Source organism: Rhizobium sp. BK316, from assembly GCF_014193695.1.
GTDB lineage: Bacteria > Pseudomonadota > Alphaproteobacteria > Rhizobiales > Rhizobiaceae > Rhizobium.
The window spans coordinates 845,582-861,290 of record NZ_JACHZR010000003.1 but is presented as its reverse complement, the minus strand read 5'-3'; the positions used below and the strand labels follow the sequence as shown (position 1 = coordinate 861,290).

Annotated in this window: 18 protein-coding genes; 7 read left to right on the top strand and 11 right to left on the bottom strand. The window is 60.2% G+C overall.

Translation table 11 applies throughout. From position 1 onward, the window contains the following. Positions 1-136 precede the first annotated feature (136 nt). Both FHT87_RS18315 and FHT87_RS18310 read right to left on the bottom strand, forming a co-directional pair. Entirely contained in the window at positions 137-472 is a 336-nt protein-coding gene (locus FHT87_RS18315) for a hypothetical protein (protein WP_183803798.1), read from the bottom strand. 42 nt (positions 473-514) lie between these two features. Then, a complete protein-coding gene (locus tag FHT87_RS18310) occupies positions 515-1,036 on the bottom strand; it encodes a helix-turn-helix domain-containing protein (RefSeq protein ID WP_183803795.1) in 522 nt (173 codons plus the stop codon). A gap of 90 nt (positions 1,037-1,126) precedes the next feature. Between FHT87_RS18310 and FHT87_RS18305 the strand changes: the two genes are divergently transcribed. The 3 genes from FHT87_RS18305 (at position 1,127) to FHT87_RS18295 (ending at position 3,374) form a co-directional block, all read left to right on the top strand. Then, a complete protein-coding gene (locus FHT87_RS18305; RefSeq protein ID WP_183803793.1) occupies positions 1,127-1,789 on the top strand; it encodes a dihydrofolate reductase family protein in 663 nt (220 codons plus the stop codon). A 59-nt stretch (positions 1,790-1,848) separates the two neighbouring features. Further along, complete coding sequence (locus FHT87_RS18300) at positions 1,849-2,505, top strand: glutathione S-transferase family protein (protein WP_183736291.1); 657 nt, start codon at positions 1,849-1,851, stop codon at positions 2,503-2,505. A gap of 77 nt (positions 2,506-2,582) precedes the next feature. After that, positions 2,583-3,374, top strand: coding sequence for a class I SAM-dependent methyltransferase (locus tag FHT87_RS18295; RefSeq protein ID WP_183803791.1), 792 nt, complete (start codon positions 2,583-2,585; stop codon positions 3,372-3,374). Positions 3,375-3,491: 117 nt separating this feature from the next. On the opposite strand, the gene FHT87_RS18290 is transcribed toward FHT87_RS18295, so the two are convergent. From FHT87_RS18290 to FHT87_RS18280, 3 genes are all read right to left on the bottom strand, one after another. Continuing rightward, entirely contained in the window at positions 3,492-5,309 is a 1,818-nt protein-coding gene (locus tag FHT87_RS18290) for an acetolactate synthase 3 large subunit (protein WP_183803789.1), read from the bottom strand. Between the two features lie 249 nt (positions 5,310-5,558). Next, positions 5,559-6,137 carry an ATP-binding protein gene (locus FHT87_RS18285; RefSeq protein WP_246699618.1) on the bottom strand — a complete coding sequence of 193 codons (579 nt, stop codon included), beginning with the start codon at positions 6,135-6,137 and terminating at the stop codon, positions 5,559-5,561. A gap of 106 nt (positions 6,138-6,243) precedes the next feature. Continuing rightward, positions 6,244-7,407 (bottom strand): mandelate racemase/muconate lactonizing enzyme family protein, encoded by a 1,164-nt coding sequence (locus FHT87_RS18280; RefSeq protein WP_183803786.1) that lies wholly within the window; start codon positions 7,405-7,407, stop codon positions 6,244-6,246. Positions 7,408-7,625: 218 nt separating this feature from the next. On the opposite strand from FHT87_RS18280, the gene FHT87_RS18275 reads away from it, so the two are divergent. Beyond that, a complete protein-coding gene (locus FHT87_RS18275; RefSeq protein ID WP_183803783.1) occupies positions 7,626-8,543 on the top strand; it encodes a LysR family transcriptional regulator in 918 nt (305 codons plus the stop codon). Between the two features lie 269 nt (positions 8,544-8,812). Here the strand turns inward: FHT87_RS18275 and FHT87_RS18270 are convergent, their stop codons facing one another. Beyond that, the gene (locus FHT87_RS18270) at positions 8,813-8,989 is read right to left on the bottom strand and encodes a hypothetical protein (RefSeq protein ID WP_183803780.1); all 177 of its coding nucleotides are present in this window, start codon (positions 8,987-8,989) and stop codon (positions 8,813-8,815) included. Positions 8,990-10,038: 1,049 nt separating this feature from the next. Here FHT87_RS18270 and FHT87_RS18265 point away from each other — a divergent pair. Continuing rightward, on the top strand, positions 10,039-10,239 hold the full coding sequence (locus tag FHT87_RS18265) for a hypothetical protein (RefSeq protein ID WP_183803777.1): 201 nt from the start codon (positions 10,039-10,041) through the stop codon (positions 10,237-10,239). A 20-nt stretch (positions 10,240-10,259) separates the two neighbouring features. Here FHT87_RS18265 and FHT87_RS18260 read toward each other — a convergent pair whose 3' ends face one another. Continuing rightward, entirely contained in the window at positions 10,260-10,661 is a 402-nt protein-coding gene (locus tag FHT87_RS18260; protein ID WP_183803774.1) for a GFA family protein, read from the bottom strand. Between the two features lie 265 nt (positions 10,662-10,926). Between FHT87_RS18260 and FHT87_RS18255 the strand changes: the two genes are divergently transcribed. Together FHT87_RS18255 and FHT87_RS18250 are read left to right on the top strand one after the other, a co-directional pair. After that, positions 10,927-11,184 carry a hypothetical protein gene (locus tag FHT87_RS18255; protein ID WP_183803771.1) on the top strand — a complete coding sequence of 86 codons (258 nt, stop codon included), beginning with the start codon at positions 10,927-10,929 and terminating at the stop codon, positions 11,182-11,184. Then, on the top strand, positions 11,181-11,447 hold the full coding sequence (locus tag FHT87_RS18250) for a hypothetical protein (protein WP_183803768.1): 267 nt from the start codon (positions 11,181-11,183) through the stop codon (positions 11,445-11,447). Before FHT87_RS18255 ends, FHT87_RS18250 begins: the two co-directional genes overlap by 4 nt. A 26-nt stretch (positions 11,448-11,473) precedes the next feature. Here the strand turns inward: FHT87_RS18250 and FHT87_RS18245 are convergent, their stop codons facing one another. From FHT87_RS18245 to FHT87_RS18230, 4 genes are all read right to left on the bottom strand, one after another. Continuing rightward, positions 11,474-12,238 carry a sugar phosphate isomerase/epimerase gene (locus tag FHT87_RS18245; RefSeq protein WP_183803765.1) on the bottom strand — a complete coding sequence of 255 codons (765 nt, stop codon included), beginning with the start codon at positions 12,236-12,238 and terminating at the stop codon, positions 11,474-11,476. Between the two features lie 116 nt (positions 12,239-12,354). Then, positions 12,355-13,284, bottom strand: a complete 930-nt coding sequence (locus FHT87_RS18240; RefSeq protein ID WP_183803763.1) for a glycosyl hydrolase family 43 — start codon at positions 13,282-13,284, stop codon at positions 12,355-12,357. A 3-nt stretch (positions 13,285-13,287) separates the two neighbouring features. Then, positions 13,288-14,229: a glycosyltransferase gene (locus FHT87_RS18235; protein WP_348649381.1), complete on the bottom strand. Its 942-nt coding sequence runs from the start codon at positions 14,227-14,229 to the stop codon at positions 13,288-13,290. 486 nt (positions 14,230-14,715) lie between these two features. Then, a complete protein-coding gene (locus FHT87_RS18230) occupies positions 14,716-15,450 on the bottom strand; it encodes a glycosyltransferase family 25 protein (protein WP_183803760.1) in 735 nt (244 codons plus the stop codon). Between the last annotated feature and the right edge of the window lie 259 nt (positions 15,451-15,709).

The following is a 15,709-nucleotide window of genomic DNA, read 5'->3' as shown; positions in this document are numbered from 1 at the left end:
CGAACCTGTCGCCGCGGAACCTCTCGGCTTCGCAGGCGCTGGAGGCCGTTGCCGAGCAGGCGCTATCGACATGGCCATCAGGCAGGTCCGAAGCCTCTTGAAGGACGCAGCCAACAACCTCCCGGCAACCCACGCTTCAACCTCGGGTCCAGCGTGCCCGCGCTTCAGCTTCACTTAGCGCAATACAATCTTGCCCGATACTGAACGCAGCTCGGGAAAGCTGCGTCGAGGTAAGATCGGTCCTGATCAAAAGAAGCAGCCAGTCGGTGATCGGCTCGCCGACCGTGCTTCGCATATTGGCCGGCCTGTGGATGACACAGTTTTGTTGGATGATCTCGCCGCTTTCCAGGGCGATATCGCAGCTCGTTTCATAATATCGGCCGAAGCCGATCTGCTCGGGAATATCGGGGAAGGACGTGAGATAGATCAGAAACTCGCGCTCTGCCCACGGCATCACAGTCACATCTGCCATCAGCGCGCTCCGCCTTGCTGGCTCCAGATTTCGGACGGCAACCTAATCCGCCGCCGCATCCATCTTCGCCCGTACCTCCAGAAACGCCGCCGTCAGCCGCGCCAGAACCGGCGATTTGACTGATCCATTCGTCCCGCCGATCGGGTCCTCGATATGGATCCGTCTCAGATCTTCCATGAACTCGTCCCAGAGCTTCTGCCCGCCCTCCTCCAGCAATTCGGCGCGGATGCTCAAATCCTCGCTAACCGGCAGAAACCGCCGTCCCCAGGCACCGATCATCGCAAACATGGGCACGAGCTGGATAGAAGCTTCCGTCAGGCTGTAGATCGCCTTCTGGCTATGGGAGGGATCGTCGAGCTTGGTGATCAGCCCGTAAGACATCAGCCGCTTCAGCCGCGCCGCCAGAATATTGGAGGCGATGCCCTCTTCCGATTGCGTCAGCAGCTCGCGGAAATGACGGCGATTGCCGAACATGATATCCCTGATGATGACGAGGCTCCATCGATCGCCCAGCACCTCCATCGTCAGGTTGATCGGGCAGCCCGACCGTATTTCGATATCCATACTCGACTCCGCGAGAAAAACCAGTTGCATTATAGGATTGGTTATGCGACAAGACAACCGATTTCAAAATGCAATCAGATGGAGGCTGACATGACCCGTGTACGCATCGCTGCATTTTCCCTTTCGGTCGATGGTTTCGGCGCCGGTCCGGACCAAAGCCTTGAAAATCCCCTCGGCAAGCGCGGCATGGAGGTACACCAGTGGTTCTTCCCCACCCGCACCTTCCGCACCATGATCGGCAAGGACGACGGCACCACCGGCGTCGATGACAGATATGGCGCCGCAGCCATGACCGGCTTCGGCGCCTTCATCCTCGGCCGCAACATGTTCGGACCCATCAGAGGCGAATGGCCGGATGAAAACTGGAAAGGCTGGTGGGGGCCGAACCCGCCCTATCATGCGCCCACCTTCATCCTCACCCATTATGCCCGCGAGCCCATCGTCATGGAGGGCGGCACCACCTTCCATTTCATCACCGGCGGCATCGAGGAAGCGCTGGAAAAGGCGAAAGCCGCAGCCGGCGACAAGGACGTCAAGATCGGTGGCGGCGTCAGCACGGTGCGCCAATATCTGAAAGCCGGCCTGATCGACGAGATGCATTTCGCCATCTCCCCCGTCGTCCTCGGCAAGGGCGAATCCATGTTCGAAGGCATCGACCTGCCGGCGCTGGGCTTCTCCGTCAAATCCCACGAGATGACGGAAATGGCTGCGCATATCGTGCTGACGAAAAGCAATTCCAGCAAAAGTGTGTAGCGGTTTTGCGTCCGGAATTGCGTGAAGACAAATAATGAGGCTTGCCCATGTCCGCCGCCATGCCGCTCGTGATCTACCTGCACCCGCTTTCCTCCTATTCCCAGAAGGCGAAAACGGCCTTCTACGAAAAGGACCTGGCCTTCGAAGTGAAGCTTCTCGACGGCAGCGAGCCGATCGCCTCGGAATTCCAGGCGAAGTGGCCGATCAAGCGCTTTCCGGTCCTTGAGCATGGCGGCGACTTCATCTTCGAGGCCACCAGCATCATCGAATATATCGACCTGCTGCACCCGACCGACCACCCCTTGCTTCCCGCCGACGCCATGGTGGCAAACAGGGTGCGCATGTGGGACCGTTTCTTCGACAACTACCTCCAATATCCGCAGCAGCGCATGGTCAATGCCTCGCTCGGCCGCGAGGTCGAGCCCGATGACAACTATATCCGCTGGCGCCAGGCACTCGAAACCGCCTATGGCATTCTCGATGAGCATATGAAGGGCCGCCAATGGGTGGCGAGCGAAGACTTCAGCCTCGCAGACTGCTCCGCCGCCCCCGCCATGCTCTATGCCGACTGGGCGCACCCGGTCCCCGAATATTTCGAAAATGTCCGCGCCTACCGCACCCGCCTTCTCCAGCGCCCGAGCTATGCCCGCGCCCTCGACGAGGCCAGACCCTACCGCCATCTCTACCCGCTGGGAGCGCCGGTCGGACGGGATTGAGCGGGCTGTCGTTGCCCCGATAACAAACCGTCCTATCCTTCCCCGAGGTGAATCAGGCAAGGACATGCGAGAGACCGATGAGTGACGATCTGTTACAGGGCGTGGCGGCGCGATGGGATGGCAATGCCGATCAATGGACGCATGACGTCCGTAGCGGCTACGACGTCTATCGCGATCTTTTCACCTTCCCCGCCTTCCTGGATTTCCTGCCGCCGATCGCCGGCCTTGATGTCATCGATTTCGGCTGCGGCGAAGGCACGAATACCCGCCGCTTTGCCGAACTCGGCGCGCGCCTGACCGGCATTGATCTCTCCGCGCGCATGATCGGCCATGCGCAAAAGGCCGAGCAGGAAAGCCCTCTCGGCATTACCTACAAGATTTCTTCCTACAGCACCGATACCGGCTTTCCGGATGCCTCCTTCGATGCCGTCGTCTCCACCATGGCGCTGATGGATGGCCCGGATTTCGAGGCTGCCATGCGCGAAGCCTACCGGCTGCTGCGCCCCGGCGGCTTTATCGCCTTCAGCGTGCTGCATCCCTGCTTCATCACGCCGGGCCTCGGCTGGCAAAAGAACGAGGATGGCTTTGCGACCGCCCTCTGCGTCTCGCGCTATTTCGATCGCAGCACCTTCACCGAGGAATGGCGTTTCGGCGCCCGGCCGGCCGGCGAAGAGGTCAGGCTCTTCGCCGTACCGCGCTTTCCGCGCACCATGGCCGATTACCTGAACGGCGTCGCCGCCGCCGGCTTCCGCATCGGCAGGATCGGCGAACCGCAGCCGAGCCCCGAAGTCTGCGAAAACTCCCCGCGCTTTGCCCGCTGGCGCGACCTTGCCGCCTTCCTGCTGCTCGTCATGGCCGAGCGCCCTTAGAGCAATTCCAGCAAAAGTGCGTAGCGGCGTCCGGAATTGCGTGAAAACAATGAGATAGAGCATTTCCGTGATTCGGAGATAAACAGAAATGCTCTAAACCGAGGCGCCCTGTCCTGATCAGACAAGCCCCTGGCTGAACCCGAATTCGCCTTCCGCTTCCGCCGCGCGCACATCCTCACCGAACAGCATGTCATTATGCGGCCGGCCGCTGCGGAACATCGGATAGACATTCTCGAGCGCTGCTACCCGGCAATCGAAAAGCACCGGCCGGTCGATCGCGATCATCTCGCAGATCTTCGCATCCAGTTCATCCGGCCTTTCACACCGGATACCAACCGCGCCATAGGCTTCCGCCAGCTTGACGAAATCCGGCAGCGAGGCGGAGTAGGATCGGTCCTGGCGGTTGCCGTGCAGGATCTGCTGCCATTGCCGGATCATGCCGAGCTGCGCATTGTTGAGGATGAAGATCTTCACCGGCGCCTGATGCTGCATAGCCGCCGAAAGCTCCTTCAGCGTCATCTGCACCGAGCCATCGCCGACAATGCCGAGAACCAGCCGGCCGGGATGGGCGATCTGCGCCCCGATCGCCGCCGGCAACCCATAGCCCATCGTGCCGAGCCCGCCTGACGTCAGCCACCGGTTCGGTTCCTCCATGCCGAAAAGCTGCGCCGCCCACATCTGATGCTGGCCGACATCTGTCGTGACGATGGGATCGAGGCCTGATGTCAGCGCATGCAGCCGTTCCAGCGCATATTGCGGCATGATCTCGTCATGGCGCATCTCATAGGCGAATGAGTTTCGCGCCCGCCATCGCTCGATCTCGGCCCACCAGCCGGCGAGCCGCCTTCGCTCCGGCACGGCAGAAAGCGCCCGCCAGGCCTCGATCATTGCCTTCAGCACATCAGCCGCATCGCCTGTTATGCCGATATCGACAGCAATATTCTTGTTGATCGAGGACGGATCGATATCGATATGGATCTTCCTCGAACCCGGCGAGAACTTGTCGGTGCGAGAAGTCACGCGGTCGTCGAAACGCGCGCCGATGGCGATCATCAGATCGCAATCATGCATCGCCATATTCGCCTCGTAGGAGCCGTGCATGCCTGGCATTTTCAGCCAGTTCGGCCCGCTCGCCGGATAGGCACCAAGCCCCATCAGCGTCGAGGTGATGGGAAAGCCCGTCACCTCGACCAGCCCCCGAAGCAGGCGCGAAGCCTCCGGCCCGGAATTGATGATGCCGCCACCGGTATAGATGACCGGCCGCCGAGCCTCCGCCATCAGCCTGACCGCAGCAGCGATTACGTCACGGTCGCCACCTGTTCGCGCCTGATAGCGCGCCGGCACGGAAACCTCTTGCCGCGAAACATAAAGTCCGCTCGCAAACAACACGTCCTTCGGCATATCGACCAGAACCGGCCCTGGCCGACCTGACGCCGCGATCCTGAAAGCGAGATGGATCGTCTTTGCGAGATCGTCGATATGGCTGACGAGGAAATTATGCTTGGTGCAGGGCCGCGTGATGCCGACCGTATCGCATTCCTGAAAGGCATCCGTGCCGATCAGGTTCGTCGGCACCTGTCCCGTCAGGCAGACGAGCGGGATGGAATCCATCAGCGCATCCTGCAGCGCCGTGACAGCATTGGTGACACCTGGTCCAGAGGTCACCAGCATGACGCCGACCTTGCCGGTCGCGCGCGCATATCCTTCGGCCGCATGTCCTGCACCCTGCTCGTGGCGCACCAGCAGATGTTTGATGTCATCCTGTTGAAAAATCTCGTCATAGATCGGCAGCACGGCAGCGCCCGGATAGCCGAAAATATGCTCGACACCATTGTCGCGCAGCGCCTGCAGAACGATTTCGCCGCCATTCATCAGGCGGCCGGAGGACGTATTGGAGGAGGAATTTTGGGTAAAGCTAACCTTATCGCCGGTCATAGCAATTGTTCCGTCGTTCGAGGTGATTGGGGTGCGACGGGGCATAAAAAAAGGCCCCGTCAGGGACCTTGTGTTCGGCGCATGGGTGGCTGATGCCGGACGGTTACACCGTCCTGCCCATGCGCGATATCACCACGACGAGAACCATTGCGATTTTCATGGGTGTAAGAGCTAACCGCAAATCGCCACACCGTCAATCGCGTCTTTGCGGAGCCCGTCGGATGCGTCGATCGCATGGATCGATCATCCTCAATCGAATTCAGCCCGCACGATCCATGCTTCCTCTTCGCTCGGAAATTCGAAACCTTGAGCATATTTTGCGAGCAGCTCGTCCGTTATCGGAAATGCGGCATTCGCGTCGCGTCGTGCTGCTCGTCCTTTCAAACGGTTGCGCAAGATCGCTTCTTCCACCTGCAGACAGATGATGCAGCACCGGTGATCATGAGCTTCGACAAGCTGCCGGTAGCGGGTGCGGGACGCGGCGTTCCAGAACGCAAAATCGATCACGGCTTTCGTGCCGGCGGTCAGCTGATTTTCAAGACGCAGCCTCAGCCTGGCCTCCGCCGCGGCCTGCAGATCGCCATAGGTAGCCTCAGGATAATCGACGCCAAAACGCCCGTCATGCCGCCAGACCTCCTCATCAATTGAGAAACGCTCGCATCCGAGCGCCTCGAGCCGCTTCGCAAACGTCGTTTTGCCGGAGCCCGCCAGACCACACATCAGGAACACGATCCGCGGCTCGCTTTGCGCCAGATCCTCAGCGGCAGCCACTGCCTCCCGGTAAGACATCATCATGCGATCCGCCTCCTGCGCATCGTCGGCCCGCAATGCATCGGCAATTGATGCGTCGTCTATTAATGACAACGGAAACTATCGTTATGTCTCGTCCTTTTCAGGGAAAAACAGAGACAAAGTTCTCGTCCAGTTTTCCGTTTTACTCCGCCAGTTCCCGCATAACCTTGATGAGGTCCGACTTGCCTTCGAAGCCGATGCCGGGCAGTTCCGGCATGGTGACATGACCGTCGATGACCTTCACTCCATCAGGAAAACCGCCATAGGGCTGAAAGAGATCGGGATAGCTCTCATTGCCGCCAAGACCAAGGCCGGCTGCAATGTTGAGCGACATCTGATGACCGCCATGCGGAATGCAGCGAGATGGCGACCAGCCGAACTGGCGCAGCACATCGAGCGTGCGCAGATATTCGACGAGGCCATAGGACAGCGCGCAGTCGAACTGCAGATAATCGCGGTCGGCGCGCATGCCGCCATAGCGAAGCAGGTTACGAGCATCCTGATGCGAGAAGAGGTTCTCGCCGGTCGCCATCGGCGCATCGTAGAATTCCGAGATCGCCGCCTGCAGCGCATAATCCAAGGGATCGCCGATCTCCTCGTACCAGAAGAGCGGATAGTCGCGCAGCATCTTGGCATAAGCGATGCCGGTCTCCAGATCGAAGCGGCCGTTCGCATCGACGGCAAGCTGCGCCTGAGAGCCGATCTCCTCCAGCACGGATTCGATACGGCCACGATCTTCATCGATCGAGGCACCGCCGATCTTCATCTTGACCACGGTATAGCCGCGGTCCAGATAGCTGCGCATTTCCTTACGCAGCGCGCTGTTGTCCTTGCCGGGATAATAATAGCCGCCGGCCGCATAGACGAAAACCCTGGGGTTGGCCTCCCTGCCCTTCATGTCCGCCAGCAGCCGGAAGAGCGGTTTGCCCTCGATCTTGGCAACGGCGTCCCAGACGGCCATGTCGATCGTGCCGACCGCGACCGAGCGCTCGCCATGGCCGCCGGGCTTTTCATTCCTCATCATCGCCGCCCAGATCCTGTGCGGGTCGAGATTTGTGCCGGCATCATTCACGAGGCTTTCCGGCGCGGCTTCCAGAATACGATCCCTGAAGCGCTCGCGGATAAGACCGCCCTGGCCATAACGGCCGTTGGAATTGAAGCCATAACCAACCACGCGCCGCCCATCTCTCACGACATCGGTGACGACGGCCACCAGGCTCGCCGTCATCTTGCTGAAGTCGATATAGGCGTTGCGGATCGGCGAAGCGATCGGCTTCGTCACTTCGCAGACATCGATGATACGCATTGCTGTCTCCATTCCGGTCCTGAGGCTGCGCCCTCGCATGGCCATAACTTAAGAAAAACCCGCCCTCCCAGTCCAATGCCGATCCGGGTCCCTTCAATGCCGGATCGGCACTGCCAATGTCCCGCCTCACCGCAAATCCCTATGAATTAACTTGAAATCCTTGGAATGATGCCGTTCTGTCAATGCTCCAGAAGCATCACAGAAACGGGTAAACCATCGTGGAAACCGCCTGGCTCGCCGATCTCCAGGCTCTCGCCGAAACGCTGAACTTTTCGAGAGCCGCAGAAAAGCGCCACATCACGCAGCCGGCTTTCGGACGCCGCATCAAGTCGCTCGAAGACTGGTGCGGCTCCGACCTCGTCGACCGTTCGACGCACAGGTTGAAGCTCACCCCCGCAGGCGAGGCCATGCTGGAGGTGGCAAACGATATCGCCGCACGGCTGGAGCGCGCCAGCCGGGATCTCGCGCAGATGCGCGCGGCGACCTCGACCGTGACCTTCGCCGCCACCCACGTCCTCTCCTTCATCTTCTTTCCCGGCTGGATCCAAGGATTGGGTCACGAGGCATCGACGATGCCCATCCGCCTGCTCTCCGACAATATGAATGAATGCGAGCGGATCATGACGGAAGGCCGCGCGCAATTCCTGCTCTGCCACGACCATCAGAACAGTAGGATCCGTCTCGACATGAACGCCTACAGGCATGTGGAGCTAGCAACCGACCGGCTGATCCCCGTCAGCGGGCGGGACAGGAATGGTCGCGCGCTGCACAGCATTTCCGAGGCGTCGGATCGCGCAGTCCCGCATCTCGCCTTCGAGGAGACATCGGGCATGGGCCGCATCCTGTCGTCGACCCTCTCCTCCAGCACAGATCGGCTGCCCCTCTCGACAGTCTTCACCTCCCACCTGGCAATGGCGCTGAAAGCGCTCGCTGTCGAGGGAAAGGGCGTGGCCTGGATACCGGAGAGCCTGGCGGCGGACGAGATGGGGCCGGCCGGAAGACTGGCGCCGGCCGGATCGGCGGATTGGGCCGTCGACGTCAAGATCGTCCTGATCAGACCTCGAGCGCGCATGACGGATATCGCCGAAAACTTCTGGAGCCTGGTTCAAGGCCAGTATCGGCCTTCGGGCCGGTGAACGAGGTCCGCTGGCGCAAAGCGGCAGCGTCAAACCGGCCTTTCATCACAGCAGCGGCACGCGCAGGATCGGGTTCGTTCAGCTTCCGCGAGAATAAATTGTCGCAATGTGACCGCCGTCACTATCCAGAACATCCACTGCTTGTATTTTGCCTCCGCTGGATGCTGCACCTACCAGCAGGAGAAGGGTTGCCAGGCCCCACTTGGCGGCCCTTCTCAATTTCCCGCTGACGATGAGGGAGCGGCGGCAGCTCTATTTTGCGCCCCGGATCACCGAAACATCTCGCTCTGGCTGCCGATCCTGCCGCCTTTTTGGACGCTGATCGTTACATCCGTCCGCGGGTCGGACTGCGCATCACCGAACCATGACACGATGACCAGAAGAGCGGCAACTGCAAACAGTGGCGGGCCAATATAGACGATCAGGAGGGAATGCAGCGATTTCATAGTGGTCTTGTTCTCCGATTTCTACGGTCGTCGTGAGGTTGATTTCGGCGGTCACGCCTGGGTGGGGACTATCGTGTGATCGGGCGTCAGTGCGGGGCGCCACGAACCGCACGTGGAATGAAGGAAATATCAAATGAACGGGAAGCATTCAGGGTATGATAGATTTCCCGAGCGCCATAGTAGGCGCCACCCCACATCAGCAGGCTGAGTTGAAACGCGATGACAAAGAAGCAGATCCTCATAGCTTCCCTTCCGTTTTTTGTTTTAATGCGTCAGAAGCTCAAATATAAGTTGCATTCACATCTGAAAATTGATCCATATATTTTACATTTATCGTAAAATTATCTGTTTTTCTATTACAGAAACGGAAATATAAAGGATGACATAATAACCATAACGGGTGAAATTCTAAGAAATAAAAATAATTATACCTACACTTCGATGATAGCATCACTTTTCATTGCTGACGTATCGGTCGATGTCTGGAGGGTCTACTTGCCACAGCCGCTTGTCCTATCGGATGACGAAGCAATGGTGGTAAAGATCTGATCGTTAACCACTCTGGACTAAAGCCCTGGCGTCAAACCCCTTTTAGAAGGAATATTAGAATGCTCTAAGGAGCTCGGGAGGGGTATGATGACACATAGGGATGAGGACGAAGTCTTTTCCAGATTCGTAGAGGAGCGCCGCGAACTCGGCTTTCGGGGCGAGCGGCCGCCGCAACGAAGGTTGATAAACTGGCACTTTCTTGCGCTGGTCGCGGTCGTTTTGGGTGCCGGGCTCATAACGGTTACATAACCAGGATCGGCACCGAGATCACCGTCGCTCTTGTCAGGCGATGGCGCCAGGGACCATCAAAAGCGCAGGCGAACGCGTCTCCGCTGCCGACCGATATCGTCGGCCGGCAACGATCGTTCGCCCGTCAGATGATAGGGTCATCGGGTTAAACCTATTGAATTAATTGCTATCTCCGGTCCACGAGGTAGCATTCCAATGACCTTGTGGGGCAGGCTTGCGCATCGGCTCGCCACATCGGTCGGGAGGGTTTAATGGCACATATGGAAGACGACGATGTCTTTTCCAGATTCGTGGAGGAACGCCGCGAGTTTGGCTTTCAGGGCAAACGGCCGCAGCAACAACGGCCGATGGATTGGCCCTTGATTGCGCTGATCACGCTTGCCTTGGGCGCCGGGCTCGTAACGCTGACACAAGCGACAATCGACAAAGCGATAACCATCGCCGTTCACTAAGCGTGGCGCGCGCTGTTCCGTCAGAACCAGAGATCGCGCACGCATTGTCCCTTGGAAGGAAGGTCGTCAAATGTGTCCAGCCCGTCGAAATGATCGATCGGCAGGTCTGAGACGAGATCCGGCGGCGCCAGCCGCACATTGACCGCCATGCGCCGGCGCCCATCCCTGTTGAGTCTCAGGCCGCGCCAGCTCAGCACACAGGCGCAGGTCGGGCAGAACAATATTTCGAGCGAGGGCGTCTCGCGGCCGGCCCGCGTATAGGAACCGGTCTCGCCCCTCATGGTGATCCGCTCGCCCTCGTAATCATAGGCCCAGAGCGCGCCATAACGCCGGCAAAGCGTGCAGTTGCAGGCAGTAATCGAGCCCGGATCGCCTTCCAGCGTCCAGCCCGCCTTGCCGCAATGACATGAGCCGATCAGCATCAGCGCCCCGTTTTTTCTGCTTGTTCGAAGAAATGCATCCTGCCTCAATCACGGGACGTCTGCAAATGACCACGGTTCCGAAGCAAGTCCCCCACCCCTCCCCAGTCTGAACACCCTTGTGGGGATGGGTTTGGGGCGGGGTTTACAGCCAACCAGCCCCGCACTTGACTCCTGCACAAATGAGAACATAATAAGAACATCCGTGGCGCTGCGGCCGCCATCCCGACAATCTGGAACTGAAATGCTCTGCAAGGAGAATGAGAACATGCGCCCGCAACTGGCCCCCCCTAAAATCCTGAATGAAGAGACGACAAACGAAGACCTGAGCTGGGAGGTCGAGGCCGTGCTTTCCTGGCATGACGAGGACGCCAAGGCGGCCATCGCAACGCTCCTGCAGGACTGCCGCCACCTGCGCCAACAGTTGGCCCTTGCCGAAGGCGCGATGAGTCGCGGCATCACGCGCGGCTGGCGGCCATCCTTCGACCGGCTCCTCTCAGACAGGCGCCCCCTCGACAAACAATGAAACACCGCCGCAGCATCGATCTCGTCGCCAGCCATGAGGCTGTCGCGGCCGACAGGGAAACGCTCGCCACCCTGCCGCAATGGTATGTCCTTCACGCACGGTGCGACGCCTGCCGGCATGAGACGAGGATCGACCGGCGCGCGCTCGCCTACCGCTGCGGCAAGGACCTGTCGCTGGCGATGATCGGCCTTCGCTTGACATGCAGGAACTGCGGCAACCGCAGGGGAAACCACCTGCTGCTCGGCACGCTGCCGCGGGATTGATGATCCCGTTGCCCGAGGCCTGGTTCCTACGTCAGGAACCGGCTGAGATAGGCATAGCTGCGGGCTGCAAATTCGAAGGGCAGCCGCGGATTGTCGTGCTCGACCACGAAGAGCCGCGCCCCGCTCGCAACCGCCGCCCGCCACAGGGACGGCCAGAGAAGCACGCCGGAGCCGACATTCGCCCAGCCATCCTCCTCGGGATCCCTGTCGTCGGGCGCCTGATCCTTCACATGCACCGAGGTGAGCACGCCGGCGTAGTGCCTTATCCATTCGCCGGCATTGGGCTGGGCGCGCGCCAGCCAGGCAATATCCGCCTGCCAGACGAGCGGACTGCCCCTGGCCGCCTCGAACATCAGCTCGAAACCGTAGCGCCCGCCGATGGTGCGATCGAAGCCCGCCATCATATTGTGATAACCGAGCATGATGCCGTCGGCTTTCATCTGCTCCGAGAGGACGCCGAGTTCATGGCCGATCCGCTGCCATCCCGCTTTCGTATCCTTCACCAGCGAAGGCCCCGGATGCGGAACGAACAGCTGCCCGATGCCGCACTGCTGGCAGGCCTCGACAAAGCGCTGCCGCTCCCTGCGCAGCGCCTCCAGCCCGACATGCGCCGACGGCGCCGTCAGCCCGTTCCGCAGAAGCCCGTTTTGCAGGAGGTCGGCGTCGCGCAGATGCCCCTCGAGCGGCTCGACCGCGTCAAAGCCGGCGCCTGCTGCCTTCTCAAGCTGTGTGCCGAGTTCTCCAAGGCCACGCATCGAAAAGAGCTGCAGCGAAAGCATAGGCTTCGTCATCGCCCACCCCCAGACCAATCTCGCCGCCGGCAAGACATCCCGACCAATCCTCCGCATCGAATCCAAGGACAGTTTGGCCCGTGTCGGCGCAGATTGCGAGGGCCAAACGGCCGATATCACCCTAATGCTGGCAAGCCCCCCTTCGGCAGCAGCTTCCGTTTCAGGTTGACGATATGGCGGCCGAAAGACCTGTCGATGCGCTTCACATCGATGAGCGTCAGGTCCCCGCAGGCGGAAAACGTGTGCAGCCCGTCAGGGTAATCGGCAGCGGCGAGATCGCCGGTCAACTGCACCGGCAGATGCTCCGAGGTCACATGCGTTTCCGTAAGCAGGCTGAAACGCAGAAAGCGCAGGCCGCCGCCATAGCTGAGGCTGCAATCCTGAACCGGAAGGGTGATCTGGCCATCGGCGCCGACAAAGGGCGTGCCGCCCGGCCGCGCGCCGGAGCGGTCGACCAGAACCGGATTCTGCGGATGGGTCTTCCATGGCCCGGTCAGCCGGTCGGCAAAGGCGACATGCAGTTCGCGCTGGTCGCGCGCGCCGGACCCGACGACGGTGTAAAACATCCACCACTTGCCCTGATGCTGGATCAGGCAGGCCTCGGCAGCCGGAATATCGGCTAGAAGCACCGTTTCGCGCACCCAGCCGTCCGGGAAAGCACGGGCGCGATAAAGGGCCACTTCACCGGCCTTATGGCTTTCCGGCACCATCAGCACCTCGCCATCCTGCTCGATCAGGAAAGGATAGGAGAGATGGAAAGGCCGCACGAGCGTCACCGCCTTGCCGCGCCATTCGAGAGCCGGCCCGAATTCATGGCGCTCGATGAAGCCATGCTTGGTGTGGTAGTCATACGCCTCGACGAAGACGTGCAGGGCATCGCCCCGCTTCACGGCGAAGGGATCGGCGAGAAAGCGCCAGGGGCCGGGATCGGGCAGCCACATGATGCGGCTGGAACAATCCGCCAAAGTCTCGGCATCGAGCAGCGCCTCGGCGGGTGCGGGCACGATGCCGACCTGCCAGAAATCACTCTTGGGCTTCAGACGCATGGATCAACCGCGGATGATCGGTGCCGAGGCCAGCTGCGCTGCGGCTCCGCCGGCAACCCGGGAATAGAAATCGAGAACATTCACAATGCCTGCCGAACGAGAGAAAGGACGCAAGTCGTAGCTTACGCGCGACAGACGGACAACAGGTTGTTCTCGCATCACATCGGCAAGCGCCTCGGAAAGCTGCTCGACGGAGCCCGGCGCGACCAGGGTCACCGGATGCTCGCGCAGATATTCCGATGGCCCTTCGGCGGCCGTGGCGATGATCGGCAGCCCCTCGCTCATGGCTTCGAGGATGGCAAGCCCCGCCGATTCCTCGCGCGACGGCGACACGAAGAGATCCAGATTGCGCAGGAACCCCGGCACATTGTTGCAATGACCGAGCAGATGGATGCGGCTGTCGCCCCTGGCAAGCTTTTCCAGCGCGGCGCGATGCGGCCCCTCGCCGACGATGACAAGAGCGGCGTCCCTGGGGGCCGACTGCCGGAAGGCCGACACCAGCACATCATATCCCTTGCTGAGATGCAGACGCCCGACGCTGCCGACGAGCCGTGTTTCGCGCGGCAGATTCAGCTGCGCACGCAGGTCGAAGCTCTCGGCGGATTTGACGTCCGGCAGCCAGTTGGAAATCAGCGTCGACTGGGCGTCATATTTGCCGAGCCGTGTTGCCTGGGCCGCGTTGACACAGATGACGCCATCGAGATGCGCGTGCTGCCTGGCCTTGTACCCGACATGCAGGGTCGCGATTCTGGCGACGCTGTCGGGCGCTGCGGCAAGCGCCTTGCAACCATGGCTGAGATGCCCATGCGCGATTTCGATCCCTGCCCGCGCGGCCAGCCACCGCAGCCTGAGACCGCGCAGAAACGGTGTCGCAAAGCCGTGGAAAATGACTTGCTTGGAAAGCAGTTTCGTCATCGGCGAGCCATATCGTCCGGCAACATGCACCTCGTGCCCAAGAGCAGCCTGCCCGTTGGCGAGGTCAATGCAGTATCGTTCCGATCCGGCAATTCTGGAGGAGAACAAGATATGCAGAATTTTCAACTTATGAGACGCTACCGGATCGGCAGTGGCATAGGCACGCGGGTGCAGATCACCCACGAAATTATTTCGAGCGCTCAAGATACACCTCAGACCGATAGCCGACCGAGTTGAGATGTTGGCGCAACACTGCTCGATAGGTTTCGGCGATGGTCTACATTGCCGAACTGTCACGAACAAGACTGGCTAAGCATACGGAATCGTAAGCTTTTACGTCACAGAATAACCATTTTTGGGTAATTTCTTGAATTGGCTCTTGAAAATTGCGGCGGTCTTATGCCGCGACTGCAACACCGCTGAAACGACATGCTAAAGTAACAAAAAAGTTCTGAGCCGGATCTTGCCGGCAACAGCAAGGCCGCCCCTCACATCCGGGCCTTCCGACCCGTTGCCTTATTTTTTCAATGCGTAGTTGATTCTGCGGACCGTCTCGGCGATGCGAATCGCATAGGTCGGCAACCGCCTCCACCAGGGAAATTTGGTGGCCCTGTAGACGGATCGCGTCCCGATATTCGAGCCGCCCTCTTCCACGACAGTCACATTCTGCCGGGTCGTGTAGATCCGCGCTCGCGATGCCCAGCCCCGTTCCAGTTCGATATCCCACGGAAACCGCATGACGGCGATCTGCTTGAGAAGCTTCAGGGCGCCCATCCGCGTCACCGCATAGCAGGCGGCTGACCCTTGTGGACCATGCGTCGCCCGGCCGATCTCATCGCCGGCAGCCGAGGTGGCGACAGGCCTGAAGCCGACAATGCGGTGATTGAAGAGCTTGATCACATCGGCGCCGGGCACCGCCGCGAGCGCCGCCTCGGCGCGCGCAACGAGATCGGCAGACAAAATGACATCATCCTCGACGATGATGCAGGCGTCCTTGCCCGTTTCCAGAAAGGCTGCGAGCACCTTCAGGTGGCTCCGGTAGCAGCCATATTCGCCCGGCAGCATGGTTCGGCCATTGTTGCGCCGAAAGGCGCGGTCATCGCATGCCGTACGCTGATCTGCGGGAACCTCCCGCCCATCGACACCGGCAATGCGAACGAGATCGAACTGCAGGGCCTTGACCTGATCGGAGAGCGCATTCCACCGATCCGTGGACCGGTCGAGATTGATCACATAAATGCTGATGCTCATCGTCCAACCATGGTTTCTGCTGCTCGAGGCCGCCATGGGCGGCGCCCTTGCATCGCAGCTGCGTTTTCCGTTAAAAAATGCTCGCCTAGCACTTCCCCCACCGGCTGTGCAACCTGCCGTCCCGGTATTGCAGCATCGCTGGCCGCGAATTTCTCTTTATTCGGCTACAGCCTGATGCGTAGATGCAAAAAGGTAGAGCGCCGTGCGTCCGAATGGACGCACGGCGCTCTACGGGGCAACGGCATCATGGCTTCGGTGG

What these genes read in the sequence shown, in the direction of transcription:
- FHT87_RS18280 (WP_183803786.1), bottom strand. Translation starts at nt 7,407, where the DNA reads ATGCGTATCATCGATGTCTGCGAAGTGACGAAGCCGATCGCTTCGCCG.
- FHT87_RS18295 (WP_183803791.1), top strand. Translation starts at nt 2,583, where the DNA reads ATGAGTGACGATCTGTTACAGGGCGTGGCGGCGCGATGGGATGGCAAT.
- FHT87_RS18315 (WP_183803798.1), bottom strand. Translation starts at nt 472, where the DNA reads ATGGCAGATGTGACTGTGATGCCGTGGGCAGAGCGCGAGTTTCTGATC.
- FHT87_RS18260 (WP_183803774.1), bottom strand. Translation starts at nt 10,661, where the DNA reads ATGCTGATCGGCTCATGTCATTGCGGCAAGGCGGGCTGGACGCTGGAA.
- FHT87_RS18245 (WP_183803765.1), bottom strand. Translation starts at nt 12,238, where the DNA reads ATGACGAAGCCTATGCTTTCGCTGCAGCTCTTTTCGATGCGTGGCCTT.
- FHT87_RS18255 (WP_183803771.1), top strand. Translation starts at nt 10,927, where the DNA reads ATGCGCCCGCAACTGGCCCCCCCTAAAATCCTGAATGAAGAGACGACA.
- FHT87_RS18230 (WP_183803760.1), bottom strand. Translation starts at nt 15,450, where the DNA reads ATGAGCATCAGCATTTATGTGATCAATCTCGACCGGTCCACGGATCGG.
- FHT87_RS18290 (WP_183803789.1), bottom strand. Translation starts at nt 5,309, where the DNA reads ATGACCGGCGATAAGGTTAGCTTTACCCAAAATTCCTCCTCCAATACG.
- FHT87_RS18250 (WP_183803768.1), top strand. Translation starts at nt 11,181, where the DNA reads ATGAAACACCGCCGCAGCATCGATCTCGTCGCCAGCCATGAGGCTGTC.
- FHT87_RS18240 (WP_183803763.1), bottom strand. Translation starts at nt 13,284, where the DNA reads ATGCGTCTGAAGCCCAAGAGTGATTTCTGGCAGGTCGGCATCGTGCCC.
- FHT87_RS18305 (WP_183803793.1), top strand. Translation starts at nt 1,127, where the DNA reads ATGACCCGTGTACGCATCGCTGCATTTTCCCTTTCGGTCGATGGTTTC.
- FHT87_RS18300 (WP_183736291.1), top strand. Translation starts at nt 1,849, where the DNA reads ATGCCGCTCGTGATCTACCTGCACCCGCTTTCCTCCTATTCCCAGAAG.
- FHT87_RS18270 (WP_183803780.1), bottom strand. Translation starts at nt 8,989, where the DNA reads ATGAAATCGCTGCATTCCCTCCTGATCGTCTATATTGGCCCGCCACTG.
- FHT87_RS18265 (WP_183803777.1), top strand. Translation starts at nt 10,039, where the DNA reads ATGGCACATATGGAAGACGACGATGTCTTTTCCAGATTCGTGGAGGAA.
- FHT87_RS18310 (WP_183803795.1), bottom strand. Translation starts at nt 1,036, where the DNA reads ATGGATATCGAAATACGGTCGGGCTGCCCGATCAACCTGACGATGGAG.